Here is a 14,074-nt window from a genome sequence, read left to right as displayed (position 1 = left end):
TCAAACGTTGGATCAACTTTTTTCCAACATGTGGATAATCTGATTCGCCACCACTTTTGCACTTTGATCGTCAGTGCGGATGGTAACATCGGCGATCTCTTCATACAGCGGGTTGCGTTCAGCGGCCAGCGCTTCAAGTACTTCACGCGGTGGCGACTCGACCTGCAGTAAGGGGCGTTTTTTGTCACGCTGCGTACGTGCCAGTTGTTTCTCAATAGTGGTTTCAAGATAAACCACGACGCCGCGGGCGGAGAGACGATTACGTGTTTCCCGGGATTTTACGGAGCCACCGCCGGTCGCCAGGACGATGCCCTGCTTCTCGGTCAGTTCATTGATGATTTTTTCTTCACGATCGCGGAAGCCAGCTTCGCCTTCAACGTCAAAAACCCAGCCCACATCCGCTCCGGTGCGTCGCTCAATTTCCTGATCGGAATCGAAGAACTCCATATTGAGTTGCTGAGCCAACTGACGGCCAATAGTGCTTTTGCCGGCACCCATCGGCCCAACCAGAAAGATATTGCGTTTCTCTGCCATTTTGTCGGTATTACTAAGAATTCGTTAATGATACCCCGCTTTCAGCATTTTACTGGCGGGACAGGAACTGAGACCTCATGAGCGTTAGCAAGAGTCAGACGAAAAATTATCTCAACACTCAAGGCTGTTTGGCAACCGATTATATTGCTTACAGCACATCCATTTCTGAATTGGCCTGTTGTTCGCGAAACTGTAAGGCGTCAGTAAAGCGTTGTGACATGACTGCGTACAGAGGAATTCGCTCATCTGCTTGCCGGGTTCTTCCAACTCAGACGCTTACAACGTGTTAAAAATCGCTAAACCTTGTAAGCTAATTCCTGTCCTGCGTCAACGCAGTTAAACTTTAAGGGCACATTTTCCGTTTTATCGTGCCGTAAGCGCTGCTTCCCTGACCAATCGCGGCGTCATGAAGATCACCAGCTCGCGTTTTTTATGTTCTTCAGCCTGCTGGCGGAATAATCCCCCCACGACAGGCAGACGGCCAAGTAACGGCACCTGCGTTTGTCCCTGAGTGCGCTGCTGATGGAAAATACCGCCCAGGGCCAGTGTTTGCCCGTCGTTAACCGTCACCTGCGTTTCCATTTCCTGCTTATCAATCGACAGCACCTGCGAGGCGCTGGTCTGAACCACGCGCCCCGGCACGTTCTGGCTGATACGTATTTTCAACTGAATGCGGCCATTGCCTAAAACGGTGGGCGTGACTTCCATGCCCAGCACCGCTTCTTTGAATTCGATACTGGTTGCGCCGCTGTTACCGGCTGAGACTTCATAAGGGATTTCGGTGCCCTGTTTAATCGACGCGGTTTGCTGATGCGACGTAAAAAGCCGCGGGCTGGCGATGATTTCAACCTGGTTTTCCTGCTCCAGCGCACTGAGCTCCAGATCCAGCACTCTGCCGCCTGTCCGCGACAACGTGACGCCCAGCGAAACAGCGGGCGAGGTCAGCCCCAGGGGAATAGCCAGAAGCGGGTGATGTAAAGCCCGGCTGAGGCTTTCACTATCCTCAGACAGTCGCCAGTTGACGCCCAGCTCATGCAGATTCTCTTCACTAATCGTCACGATATGGGCCGCCAGCTCAACCTGTTCCAGCGGCACATCCAGCGCCTGAATCCAGCGCTCCGTGTCTTGCAGCGCCGGTTCAATGTCGCGTAGCAACAGGCTGTTGGTGCGCGTGTCCACAGAGGCGCTCCCGCGCGATGTCATAAGCGACTGGCGTTCCCCTTGCAGGCTGCGGTGCACCTCACTGGCACTGGCATAGAGCAGGTTGATCCTGCGCTGCATTAAAGGACGCTGCTGACGCGCTTCCGCCTGTTGTACCTTTTCTGCTTCGCGCCGCTGCTGCTGCCAACGCTCGGGATAAACCAGCAGAACGTTATCTTCTTCCAGCACAGTCAGTTGCGCCATCCGCGCGACCAGCGACAGTGCCTGTTGCCAGGAGACGTTGTCCAGCCGCAGTGACAGCGTTCCGTTAACCTCAGGGGAGATCATCAGGTTGATCTGCTGGTAATCAGCCAGCGCCTGTAAAATGCGCTCAATCGGCGCATCATCAAACGCGAGGCTCAGGCCCTCATCAGGGCTGGCGTGAGCGGGGATTTGGCAAAACAGCAGGAGGGTCAGAATCGCTATCCTTATCATGCAGGCGTCCTTTGAGATGAAACGTGAAACGTTGGGCCGGGCAACTGCCCGGAATAAATAGCTGAAGCGAACGGGAAGTAAACCGGAGGGTTTGCCAGGGGAACAACGGAAAAGGCTGGTCGCTCAGGACGTGGACGGATTTGCCCTGTGGCGTCAGTAGCCAGCCCTGGAACCGGGGAGCACGACCAATGATGCCCTGCAAACGCCATTCGCTGAGAGGTTCAACCTCCGCCAGGCAGGCCGCGCCAGGAAGGGGACGAAACGGATCGCGTGCCTGCGCAACGCCAGCGCCACAGCTGAGTAATAGCAGAACAACACTAATGGGTTTCATCAACGTCCAGCCAGAGTTGCGCCACCAGATAGTCAGAATGAGCGGTTAACTGAAAGCGATCAGGAAACGCCGTTGCAGACGTTGAAAGCGCTGAAAACAACGGCGGAAACTGGGCCCATTGCAGATGGAATGTGAGGGCTCGTGGCTGTTCATCGGGCAGCCACTGCTCAAGCGCTGCACCTCGTTCTGCGATGATCGCCTCCAGCGTCGATGACGCGGCTGGCTTTTCCATCTGAATCTGCTGAAGTTGTGCCTGTAAAACAGCAAGGGCGGGATAGCGGGCAAACTGTCGCTGCAGCTGTTGCAGGTGCGCCTGCTGCTGCACGCATTGATGCCTGGCATCAGCCAGCACCCGTTTTTGCGGCTGTAGCACGGTCCACCAGGCCACACACAGCAGGCAGACCGCGCCCGCCAACAGGCTGCCATAACGCAGCGGTGGAGCTAACCGCATCCAGTGCCCGGTAAGGCTACTCACTAGTCGCCTCCTTAAGGCGAATATGCAAGACGAAGCGATACTCCCCTTCAGGCTGGCGTTGCACATTGCCTTGTTTGATCTGTGAAAACAGCGCCACATCGCTTAAGCGCTGGCGAAAGGCGCGAATCTCCTGCATATGCTGCGCTTTGCCCTCCAGTTGTAACGACGTTTCCCGTTTAACCAGTCGCGTTAACCACAGCCCGTCAGGCAGCAAAGCAGGCAACGCAAGCCAGAGTTGCTGCCAGACCTGAAACTGCCTGCTCTGCTGGTGCAGCCAGTGGCGGCGCTGCTGCGCCTCATCCAGTTGTTTCAGCAGTCGCTGTTGCTGCACCACCTGCTGTTCAGCGGCCTTAAGGGCATGACTGAGGCCGAAATGCTGACGCTGAACCCGTCTGAGCGCCTTATGGTTCCGCCAGCACTGTCCTGCCACCAGCAACACGACCAGTCCTGACGTGACAGCCAGTATACGTAAGCTCTGACGCCGTTGACGCTGCCAGCGCCAGTGCCGCCAGGGAAGAAGGTTTACAGCGACCATCAGCAATCCTCTTTCCGCAACGCCAGCCCGGCGGCCAGGACGAAGGCCCCCGGATGCGCGGGCAAAGGTGGCTGCTGATAGCGAAATGTTTGCAGGGGAGAGAACGGCACCGTGTCAGCCGGCGGCAATGCGTTATCGGCATCACAATAATAAAGCGACGTCGCGTGGGGAAAAGCCTGCTCACGTAGCGCGTCAAAACCGCCCTCTCCGGCAAAAAGTGCGGCGTTGACGCCATCGCTCCACAGGTAACGTGCATCCTGGCGTAAAACCACTACACTTCCCGCAGCCAGTTGCGCCTGTTCTGCGACGATGTTGAGTGCGTTCGTCGCCAGTTCAAACACAGAGCATTTAAGGCCGGCCTGCTCCAGCGGTGCCCGCCACTGCGTAACGACATCCCGCCGTGCAGCCGTTACGCTTAGCCGTTCCAGGGTGGTATCGACACGGTAATCCAGGGCCAGTTCACTGGCGTCCACCGGGAAAAGACGCTGAGCGGATGCCCGGACAAAGCGGCCCAGTGCGGGTTCTTTTAAGGGCGGATCAGGCAGAGAAAGCGGTTGCTGTAGTGCCAGGTGCGCGGGAAGACAGACCCGTAACGTATAGCGCCGTGGTAACAACTTACGCCACTGGCTTAATACAGACAGCAATGCAGGGGAAGATTGCAGCACACCGTTTCTTAACGTATCTTGCGGCAGCCGTTGCTGCCACCAGTGGCATAATTGCCAACCCCGGCGACGACGCAGGATGGCAAGGGCACAGCACTGCCGGTTCTGAATATCCAGTCCAATTTGCCAGGTGTGAAAAGCCATGCGCGCGATCTCCTTATCGTCCGGAAAAATGGACATATCAAAGCGTCTGGCTTGCCTTTATACTACTGCGCGGTTGCTTATAAACTGCCCAAACGACAACAGATGGGAAATCTCAGGTGAAGTTCGTAAAGTATTTATTAATCCTTGCAGTGTGTTGCATCTTGCTGGGAGCTGGCTCGATTTATGGTTTGTACAAATATATAGAGCCCCAGTTACCCGACGTTAACACACTGAAAGATGTGCGTTTGCAAACCCCTATGCAGGTTTACAGCGCCGACGGCGATCTTATCGCCCAGTATGGTGAAATGCGCCGTATTCCGCTCAGCCTGCAGCAGGTTCCACCTGACATGGTCCATGCGTTTATTGCGACGGAAGACAGCCGCTTCTATGAGCATCACGGTGTGGATCCCATCGGGATTTTCCGTGCCGCCAGCGTTGCGCTGGTCTCAGGCCATGCGTCCCAGGGGGCCAGTACCATCACGCAGCAACTGGCGCGTAACTTTTTCCTCAGTCCGGAACGCTCCCTGATGCGTAAGGTAAAGGAAGCCTTTCTGGCGATTCGCATTGAGCAGTTGCTGAATAAAGACGAAATTCTTGAGCTTTACCTGAATAAAATCTATCTCGGCTACCGGGCTTATGGCGTTGGCGCAGCCTCGCAGGTGTATTTTGGCAAACCCGTTGGCGAGCTGTCGTTGAGTGAAATGGCGACCATCGCCGGGCTGCCGAAAGCCCCGTCAACCTTTAACCCGCTGTATTCCCACAGTCGTGCTGTCGCCCGACGCAATGTGGTGCTGGCTCGTATGCTGGACCAGAAATACATCACCCAGCAGCAATATGATGAAGCACGTAATGCGCCGCTGGTCGCCAGCTATCATGGCCCGAAAATCGTCTTCTCCGCGCCCTATCTGACCGAGATGGTGCGCCAGGAAATGGTGAAACGCTATGGCGATAATGCGTATACCGATGGTTACAAGGTTTACACCACCGTGACGCGCCGTCTGCAGGAATCCGCGCAGGAAGCCGTGCAGAACAACGTCATCGCCTACGATATGCGTCACGGCTATCGTGGCCCTACCAGCGTGCTGTGGAAAGTCGGCGAGCCAGCCTGGGGGCAAACGCAGATTATTAAAGCATTAAAAAATCTGCCTCTGTACGGGCCGCTTCATCCGGCCGTCGTAACGCATGTCCAGAGTGACGAAGCCACCGTCATGATGAAGGATGGCAGCAATGTGTCACTGACGATGGCGGGCGTGCGCTGGGCGCGTGCCTTTAAATCGGACACAGTGCAGGGACCGACACCCAAAAGCATTGCACAGGTGCTTCAGCCGGGCCAGCAGATCTGGGTACGCCAGGTCGGCGATACATGGTGGCTGGGCCAGGTACCGGATGTGAACTCGGCCCTGGTTTCACTGGACCCTAATAACGGTGCGGTTCGCGCACTGGTCGGGGGCTTTGACTTTAACCAGAGCATGTTTAACCGCGCGACTCAGGCGCTGCGCCAGGTGGGTTCAAACATCAAGCCGTTCCTGTATACCGCAGCGATGGATCGCGGGTTAACGCTGGCCTCCATTCTGAACGACGTACCGATTTCTCGCTGGGATGCCGGTGCCGGTGCGGACTGGCGTCCAAAGAACTCTCCGCCCACTTACGATGGTCCGATTCGTCTGCGTCAGGGGCTGGGGCAGTCTAAAAACGTTGTCATGGTTCGTGCCATGCGTGCAATGGGCGTGGATTACGCCGCAGAGTATCTCCAGCGTTTTGGCTTCCCGGCACAGAATATTGTGCATACCGAATCGCTGGCCCTGGGTGCCGCGTCGTTCACACCGCTGCAGGTCGTGCGGGGCTATTCGGTGATGGCTAACGGCGGCTTCCTGATCGATCCTTATTTCATCAGTAAGATCGAAAATGAACAGGGACAGACCGTTTTCGAAGAGAAACCCAGAATTGCCTGTCCGCAGTGCAACTTACCGGTGATCTACGGTGAAACCAAAAAAGCGCTGGCGCTGAATGCGGAAAGCGTTGAGAACGTTGCCCCGTCCGCCCCACAGCAAAATCAAGCCGTGCCGCAGCCTGAGCTGGAGCAAGTGCCCGCCCAGCCTCAGCAGGGTGGCGAACAGCAGTATGCGCCGCACGTGATTAACACACCGCTGTCCTTCCTGATCAAAAGCGCGCTGAACAGTAATATTTTTGGTGAGCCAGGCTGGATGGGCACCGGCTGGCGTGCCGGACGCGACCTGAAACGTAATGATATCGGCGGGAAAACAGGGACGACTAACAGCTCCAAAGATGCCTGGTTCTCGGGTTACGGCCCGGGCGTGGTGACCTCGGTGTGGATCGGCTTCGATGATGCGCGTCGCGATCTGGGTCGCAGTACGCTTTCTGGTGCCATTCCCGATCAGATTTCGGGCTATGAAGGCGGGGCGAAGAGTGCACAGCCTGCATGGGATGACTTCATGAAGGTGGCCCTTGAAGGTGTACCTGTTCAGCCGTTAACGCCGCCTGAGGGCATTGTTACCGTGACCATTGACCGCAGTACGGGCAAGCTGGCCAATGGCGGAGGAAACACACGTCAGGAGTACTTTATCAACGGAACACAGCCAACTGAATATTCGGTTCATGATGCAGGTACGACCATCATGGACAATGGCGAAAGTCACGAACTGTTCTGATAAACGTGAGAGGCGGCCTGGCCGCCTCTCCGCTTTATACCGCCCGGAAATCTGGTGCTCAATCAGTAATGCAGACGGCCCTGCTTCACCAGCCACTCACGCACCATAAACAACGCACTGACGTTGCGCGCTTCGCGGAAATCAGGCTCCTGCAGTAACGCCAGCATGTTGCTTAACGGCCAACGGTGGACCACCAGCGGCTCAGGCTCATCCCCTTCCAGCTTCTCCTGGTAAAGCCCTTCTGCAACCACGATGTTCATCTTGCTGGAAAAATAGGACGGTGCCATCGTCAGTTTACCCAGCAAAGTTAACTGGCCAGCCCCGAATCCCGCTTCCTCTTTCAGTTCACGGTCGGCCGCCTGATTAACCGTTTCACCCGGATCGATTAAGCCTTTTGGAAAGCCCAGTTCATAGCTTTCCAGGCCCACGGCATACTCTTCGATCAGAATCAGATGATCATCAATGATGGGCACAATCATGACTGCCTCGCGTTCCGACGGTTTCATGCGTTCATAAATGCGCCGGGCGCCATTGCTGAAGGCCAGGTCGACCGCTTCGACAGTAAACAACCGTGAACGTGCTACGGTTTCTACATTGAGGATGTCAGGTTTTTTTAACGACTTTTTCATATCAGCCTCAAACTTGCTGCGCCAGCACTCCGTAGCGAATTAGCATACCTAACCGTGGAGCATTGTGCGACTCAATGACGTCATCCGGTTACGCAGCCCACGTTTTCTCTATGCAATAACGGCTCTATTTCGGGCACAAAAAATTTGCGTTAGTCAATATCTGCCTTCAAAATTCAGACAATGCCGATACAATACTATGTGCATGATAGTTACTATTCTGGCACTGTGTGCTGTAATAACGCCTAATCAAATGATTTACAGTACAATTTTGTTTGTTGTTAAACTTGTCAGAGTTGTTTAACCTCCCATCAATCGCCTGAAATCAGGGGCGCGTCTGGGGACGTAAGTCTAAAGTGAAGGCAGTATTTTGGCTGAATTGAGCAAAGCATGAGCACAATAATTATTATATTGGCCTTAGTGCTAACCTGTTCAATTCTGGCAGGTATTGGATTTTGGTACGCTATGCGGCGCAGGCCGCCGTTGGCGAAACCGTTGCCATTCATCAGCCCGCCCTGCCGTAAACTGACTGAAAGAGAGCGCAGAGCCGTAGAGCAGTATCTTGCCGCCCTGGAAAAACAACCCCGTATTCTCAGCCCTGGTGAATCCCGTCGTCGGCACGAAAAGCTGGTGCTGACCGCCCAGAGCAACAATGTTTATCCGGTTACCCGCGCGATTACCCGCTATGGGCTTTCCACCGACGATCCGCATAAGTGGCGCTACTATCTGGATGAAGTTGAAGTCCATTTGCCGCCGCTGTGGGAACAGTACATCACCGATGAAAATTACGTTGAGTTGATCCGTACGCAATCGATCCCACTCATCATTTCGTTAAACGGCCACTCGCTGGTGGATTACGCGATTGATCAGCAGTCACTGCCTAATCTGATACGTCCGGCATCCACAAATGCCTCTATCCGTAAGGCCGAAAGCGAAAACGTTGAGTTAGTTCGGGTGCGCAAAGAAACCCTGGAAGAGTATCGACTGTCCCGCCCGGATGGCACGCGCGAGGCCGTTATCATCTCGTTTGCGTTGATGATGTTTTTTATTGGTTTGTTATTACCCACAAGTCTGATGATCTGGCTGGTGGTGATTGCCAGCGCGATGGTCGTCGCAAGTCTGTGGTTAATGTACCGGATTCCCGGTGAAAATGGTCTGCGTGAGATCCACTGCCTGCGCGGCGCGCCAAAACGCTGGGGCTTGTTTGGCGAGTCCAATCAAGAGCAGAGCAACATCACGCTGGGAATTATCGACCTGATTTATCCTGCGCACTGGCAGCCTTACGTCGCACACGACCTGGGGCAGGTTACAGACGTCGAAATTTATCTTAACCGTCAGGTGGTGCGTCAGGGCCGTTTTCTTTCTTTGCAGGACGAGGTAAAAAACTTTCCGCTTCAGCGCTGGCGGAAAAATGTCGTTCTGGCCTGCGGTGCCTTTATTGTTCTGGCCTTCTTACTCACCTGGATACCGCTCAGTATGCCCATCAAGCTCAGCCTTGCATGGGTAAAAGGTACTGACAGCCTTGATGTCAGTAGCGTCAATCAACTGAGTCGTGAAGATTTGAAAGTGGGTGACAGCCTGAAGGTTACCGGGACCGGCATGTGTGCCGTGCCGGGCAATTATCAAAGCAATCGCACTTATATCTACATGCCGTTCGACTGCTCGCAGATCTACTGGAATAACGCTACGCCTCTGCCACTGCCTCACTCAGATATTATTGAGAAAGCCTCCGCGCTTCTGGAAACCACCACAAAACAGCTGCATCCCGAAACCAATACGGACCCCAAACTGAATCCGCAGTTAGCGTCTGCGATTCAGAAATCAGGCATGATTTTGCTGGATGACTTTTCCGATCTGGTGTTGAAAACGCAGGCGCTGTGCAGCCAGGCACAGGACTGTGTTCGGCTTAAAAACGCGTTGGTGAATTTGGGCAATGCCAAAGACTGGGACACATTAGTCAGCCGCGCCGATTCCGGTCAACTTAACGGGATGAATGTCCTGCTGCGCCCTGTCAGCGCGGAAGCGCTGGAAAATCTGGTGCACACCGCGACCTCGACCTTCTTTTATCGTGAAACGCGTCGTGCCACAGAAAATCTCAACAGCCCACCGCCGGGCGGGTTTGTGATTGTCAGCGACGAAGGGCATCAGTTAGTCAACCAGCCTCAGCCCGCGGTTCCCTTGTTTGATCTGGATGCGGCCTCACAATGGCAGGAGCTGCAACGTCTGTCCTCACTGCTGTTGCACACGCCGTTCAGCGCGACGGGCATCATCACGAACATCTACACAGATGCCAACGGCACGCGCCATATCGCCCTGCATAATGAACCTGATGCGATGGCAAAATGGCGCTATCTCGGTGCCGCCTTGCTGTTAATCGTGCTCCTGGCCTGTGGCCTCACTAACGGCCTGCTGGCGCTGCGTCGTATGCATCTGAATCGTCAGCGTATGCTCGCGATTCAGCAATACTACGACACGTGCTTTAACCCTTCCCTCAGCACTATACAGGGCGTGCGCTCCGTATTCTGACCGGCCTGCAACTGTGCTACCCTGTGGCGCGAAAAGGCAATGGGTAAATCCGCCATGATGTGTAACGGTTCTGATATTGATACCGTGCTGTTGGATATGGACGGCACGTTACTGGATCTGGCGTTTGACCGCGTCTTTTGGCGGGAACAGGTGCCGGATGCGCTGAGCGCGCATCGGGGCATCCCTGTCGAACACGCGCGGCAGTTGATGGAAGAAAAATATCAGGCCGTGTCCCATACGCTAAACTGGTATTGTCTGGACTACTGGTCAGAGGCCCTGCAACTGGATATCCACGCGATGCTCTGGGCACACCGTCATCGCGTCCGCTTACGGCCCGATACGCTGCCTTTTCTGCAGATGCTGCGGCGCACAGGTAAGCGCACTATTCTGCTGACCAATGCGCATCCCTGGAATCTGGACGTTAAACGACGACAAACAGGTTTAGCACCACACCTTGATTTATTACTTTCCACCCATACCTTTGGCTATCCGAAAGAAGATCAACGTTTGTGGCAGGCGGTCGCGCAACACACGGGCTTTGATGCATCACGAACATTGTTCATTGATGACAACGAAATCCTTCTTGATGTCGCTAAATCCTGGGGAATCGGCTGGTGTTTAGGCATCCGTAATCCTGATTCCGGTCGTCCCGAACAACCCTTTCAGCGTCACTATGCAATAAGCCATTACCGCACAGTGATCCAGGCCTGGGAGCAGCTATGAAAGAAAAATCTGAAGACGGTGTTCGTCTTGATAAATGGCTTTGGGCGGCGCGGTTCTATAAAACCCGTTCCATTGCGCGCGAGATGATTGAAGGCGGTAAGGTTCATTACAATGGTCAGCGCAGCAAACCAAGTAAGCTGGTTGAACGTGATGCGGAGCTAACACTGCGCCAGGGCAATGATGAACGTACCGTCGTAATTACCGGGATCAGCGAACAGCGGCGCCCGGCCAGTGAAGCGCAGCAGCTTTATCGTGAAACGGACGCCAGCATTGAGAAGCGCGAAAAAATGGCGCTGGCGCGCAAAATGAATGCGCTGACTATGCCCCATCCCGATCGCCGGCCTGACAAAAAAGAGCGCCGCGATTTGATGAAATTTAAGTTATCGGGTGATGAGTAAGACAGGCCTTGATGCCGCTCACCGCCCGCCCAAAGAGAGAAAAATTATGTCTGTAAACGATCAACTGCGCCGTTATCTGTTTGAAAATGCTGCTGTTCGCGGCGAACTGGTCAACGTTTCAAACACCTGGCGTGAAACCATTAAAAACCACGATTATCCACCCGCTGTGCAAACCCTGCTGGGTGAGTTACTGGTGGCAACCAGCCTGCTTACCGCGACGCTGAAATTTGATGGTGAGATCACCGTGCAGTTGCAGGGCGATGGTCCGCTGACGCTGGCCGTGATCAATGGGAATAATCAGCAGGAATTACGCGGTGTCGCGCGAATGAAAGGCGAGATCCCTGACGACAGCACGCTTAAGAGCATGGTGGGCAACGGCTATCTGGTGATTACGATTACGCCAGAAAAAGGTGAGCGCTATCAGGGCGTGGTCGGTCTGGAAGGTGACACGCTGAGCGAATGCCTGGAAGATTACTTCATGCGTTCAGAACAGCTGCCAACCCGACTGTTTATCCGCACCAGCGATGCAGGCGCCGCCGGGATTCTGTTACAGGTTCTGCCCGCGCAGGACACGGATAAAGAGGATTTCGACCATCTCGCTACGTTGACAGAGACGATTAAAACAGAAGAATTGATCGACCTGCCGGCAACTGATGTGCTCTGGCGACTGTACCATCAGGAAGAAGTGACCGTTTACGATCCCCAGCCGGTGATCTACAAATGTACCTGCTCGCGCGAACGTTGCGGCGAGGTCCTGAAAACGCTGCCGCAGGAAGAAGTCGATGAGATTATTGCCGAAGACGGCAAAATCGATATGCATTGCGACTATTGCGGATCGCATTATGTTTTCGATGCTGTCGATATTGCCGGTATCCGCAGCAACTCCGTGGAAAACAGCAACCGTCTTCACTGATCCGACCAGGGCGGTTCTGCCGCCCTCACCTCTGCTTTGCTATGCCCTTAATTTACTTGATAAATTATCTTTTTTTACTTTCTTAACATCTTAAAAACGTTCGAAACACGACCTTAACGCGCCCTGAGTCGCATTTTTAAAAGAACATACCTTCCCCCTCAGACTCAGTAGAGTACACTGCGCGCGATCTGTCTCCTCGCCTGACCGGGCGGCCTTTGACCGACACGATCCCAAACTCTTTTTGCCCGTACAGAACAGACACCGATTTAAGGAGCAGTAAAATGCGCGTTAACGGCCTGACCTCGAAAGCCCTTGCCGATCTGGGCATCACCGATACCACTGAGGTGGTTCACAACCCTGATTACGACACGTTATTTCAGGAAGAGATGCGCCCGGAGCTCGAAGGTTTTGAGCGTGGCACCCTGACGCAAAGCGGCGCAATCGCAGTCGATACCGGGGTGTTTACCGGGCGCTCGCCTAAGGATAAGTACATCGTCCGCGATGACACCACGCGCGATACGCTGTGGTGGAACGATCAAGGCACCGGAAAAAACGATAACCAGCCTCTGTCGCAGGAAACCTGGCAAGCGCTGAAAAAATGCGTGACGCAGCAGCTTTCAGGTAAGCGTCTGTTTATTGTAGACGCCTTCTGCGGTGCCAATCCTGACTCACGCCTGAGCGTACGCTTTATTACCGAAGTGGCCTGGCAGGCACACTTTGTGAAAAACATGTTTATCCAGCCCAGCGCTGCCGAACTGGATAACTTCACGCCGGATTTTGTGGTCATGAACGGCGCAAAATGCACCAATCCGGACTGGCAGGCGCAGGGACTGCATTCTGAGAACTTCGTGGCCTTTAACCTGACGGAAAGGATGCAGCTGATTGGCGGCACCTGGTATGGCGGGGAGATGAAAAAAGGGCTGTTCGCAATCATGAACTACCTGCTCCCACTGAAAGGCATTGCGTCAATGCACTGCTCGGCCAACGTGGGTAAAGCCGGTGACGTGGCGGTGTTCTTTGGTCTGTCCGGCACGGGTAAAACCACATTGTCTACCGATCCGGATCGCCAGCTTATTGGCGATGATGAACACGGCTGGGACGATGACGGCGTGTTTAACTTTGAAGGCGGCTGCTACGCCAAAACGATTAATCTTTCTGAGCAGGCCGAGCCCGAAATCTACCGCGCCATTCGCCGCAATGCGCTGCTGGAAAACGTGGTGGTGCGTGAAGACGGCAGTATCGATTTTGCGGATGACAGCAAAACCGAAAACACCCGCGTCTCCTATCCGATTCATCACATCGATAATATCGTGCAGCCGGTTTCCAAAGCAGGTCATGCGAAGAAGGTAATTTTCCTGACCGCCGATGCCTTTGGCGTACTGCCTCCGGTCTCCCGTTTAACGCCAGAGCAGACGCAGTACCATTTCCTGTCGGGATTCACCGCCAAGCTTGCCGGCACGGAACGCGGTGTGACCGCCCCCACGCCAACATTCTCAGCCTGCTTTGGTGCCGCCTTCCTGACACTGCACCCCACGCAGTATGCAGAAGTGCTGGTGAAACGCATGGAAGCGGCCGGTGCGCAGGCTTATCTGGTTAACACCGGCTGGAACGGCAGTGGAAAACGCATTTCGCTGAAAAATACCCGCGCCATTATCAACGCGATTCTGGCCGGTGAGCTGGATGATGCGCCAACGGAAACGCTGCCGGTATTCAACCTTCAGGTCCCTAAAACCCTGGGCGATCTGGATGAAGACACCCTGGATCCACGTCGTAGCTGGGAAAGTGAAGCGAAGTGGCACGCTGCGGCGGATGATTTGGCCCAGCGTTTTATCACTAATTTTGAGAAGTATACCGATAATGCGGCAGGTGCCGCGTTGGTTAAAGCCGGTCCACAGCGCTAATC

13 protein-coding genes are annotated in these 14,074 nt (G+C 54.5%); 6 read left to right on the top strand and 7 right to left on the bottom strand.

All coding sequences use genetic code 11. The annotated features are described in order from the left end of the window. Window positions 1–12 precede the first annotated feature (12 nt). The 6 genes from aroK to pilM all read right to left on the bottom strand — a co-directional run bounded on the left by aroK (window position 13) and on the right by pilM (window position 4,316). On the bottom strand, window positions 13–534 hold the full coding sequence (gene aroK / locus C7433_RS19275) for a shikimate kinase AroK (RefSeq protein WP_033741572.1): 522 nt from the start codon (window positions 532–534) through the stop codon (window positions 13–15). Window positions 535–897: 363 nt separating this feature from the next. Continuing rightward, window positions 898–2,169, bottom strand: coding sequence for a DNA uptake porin HofQ (gene hofQ, locus C7433_RS19270; RefSeq protein ID WP_080752836.1), 1,272 nt, complete (start codon window positions 2,167–2,169; stop codon window positions 898–900). Continuing rightward, window positions 2,105–2,500 (bottom strand): HofP DNA utilization family protein, encoded by a 396-nt coding sequence (locus C7433_RS19265; RefSeq protein ID WP_110268739.1) that lies wholly within the window; start codon window positions 2,498–2,500, stop codon window positions 2,105–2,107. The genes hofQ and C7433_RS19265 overlap by 65 nt, the downstream gene beginning before the upstream one ends. Beyond that, window positions 2,487–2,975 carry a type II secretion system protein GspM gene (gspM, locus tag C7433_RS19260; RefSeq protein WP_110268738.1) on the bottom strand — a complete coding sequence of 163 codons (489 nt, stop codon included), beginning with the start codon at window positions 2,973–2,975 and terminating at the stop codon, window positions 2,487–2,489. The genes C7433_RS19265 and gspM overlap by 14 nt, the downstream gene beginning before the upstream one ends. Continuing rightward, window positions 2,968–3,510 carry a PilN domain-containing protein gene (locus tag C7433_RS19255; RefSeq protein WP_110268737.1) on the bottom strand — a complete coding sequence of 181 codons (543 nt, stop codon included), beginning with the start codon at window positions 3,508–3,510 and terminating at the stop codon, window positions 2,968–2,970. The genes gspM and C7433_RS19255 overlap by 8 nt, the downstream gene beginning before the upstream one ends. Continuing rightward, window positions 3,510–4,316 (bottom strand): pilus assembly protein PilM, encoded by an 807-nt coding sequence (gene pilM / locus C7433_RS19250; protein WP_146212571.1) that lies wholly within the window; start codon window positions 4,314–4,316, stop codon window positions 3,510–3,512. Before pilM ends, C7433_RS19255 begins: the two co-directional genes overlap by 1 nt. A gap of 116 nt (window positions 4,317–4,432) precedes the next feature. Here pilM and mrcA point away from each other — a divergent pair, with 116 nt between their 5' ends. Then, complete coding sequence (gene mrcA / locus C7433_RS19245; protein WP_110268735.1) at window positions 4,433–6,985, top strand: peptidoglycan glycosyltransferase/peptidoglycan DD-transpeptidase MrcA; 2,553 nt, start codon at window positions 4,433–4,435, stop codon at window positions 6,983–6,985. 62 nt (window positions 6,986–7,047) lie between these two features. Here the strand turns inward: mrcA and nudE are convergent, their stop codons facing one another. Beyond that, complete coding sequence (gene nudE / locus C7433_RS19240) at window positions 7,048–7,614, bottom strand: ADP compounds hydrolase NudE (protein WP_006121006.1); 567 nt, start codon at window positions 7,612–7,614, stop codon at window positions 7,048–7,050. 387 nt (window positions 7,615–8,001) lie between these two features. Between nudE and C7433_RS19235 the strand changes: the two genes are divergently transcribed. The 5 genes from C7433_RS19235 to pckA all read left to right on the top strand — a co-directional run bounded on the left by C7433_RS19235 (window position 8,002) and on the right by pckA (window position 14,072). Then, on the top strand, window positions 8,002–10,137 hold the full coding sequence (locus tag C7433_RS19235) for an intracellular growth attenuator family protein (RefSeq protein ID WP_033741582.1): 2,136 nt from the start codon (window positions 8,002–8,004) through the stop codon (window positions 10,135–10,137). Between the two features lie 57 nt (window positions 10,138–10,194). Beyond that, window positions 10,195–10,860: a GMP/IMP nucleotidase gene (gene yrfG, locus C7433_RS19230; protein ID WP_173476985.1), complete on the top strand. Its 666-nt coding sequence runs from the start codon at window positions 10,195–10,197 to the stop codon at window positions 10,858–10,860. Beyond that, a complete protein-coding gene (gene hslR / locus C7433_RS19225) occupies window positions 10,857–11,258 on the top strand; it encodes a ribosome-associated heat shock protein Hsp15 (RefSeq protein WP_006121008.1) in 402 nt (133 codons plus the stop codon). Before yrfG ends, hslR begins: the two co-directional genes overlap by 4 nt. A gap of 46 nt (window positions 11,259–11,304) precedes the next feature. After that, entirely contained in the window at window positions 11,305–12,171 is an 867-nt protein-coding gene (gene hslO / locus C7433_RS19220) for an Hsp33 family molecular chaperone HslO (protein ID WP_006121009.1), read from the top strand. 281 nt (window positions 12,172–12,452) lie between these two features. Further along, on the top strand, window positions 12,453–14,072 hold the full coding sequence (pckA, locus tag C7433_RS19215; protein ID WP_054686900.1) for a phosphoenolpyruvate carboxykinase (ATP): 1,620 nt from the start codon (window positions 12,453–12,455) through the stop codon (window positions 14,070–14,072). Window positions 14,073–14,074: the final 2 nt, after the last annotated feature.

The organism is Pantoea sp. PNA 03-3 (assembly GCF_003201175.1).
Taxonomy (GTDB): domain Bacteria; phylum Pseudomonadota; class Gammaproteobacteria; order Enterobacterales; family Enterobacteriaceae; genus Pantoea; species Pantoea stewartii.
This window is presented reverse-complemented; position numbering and strand designations above follow the sequence as displayed.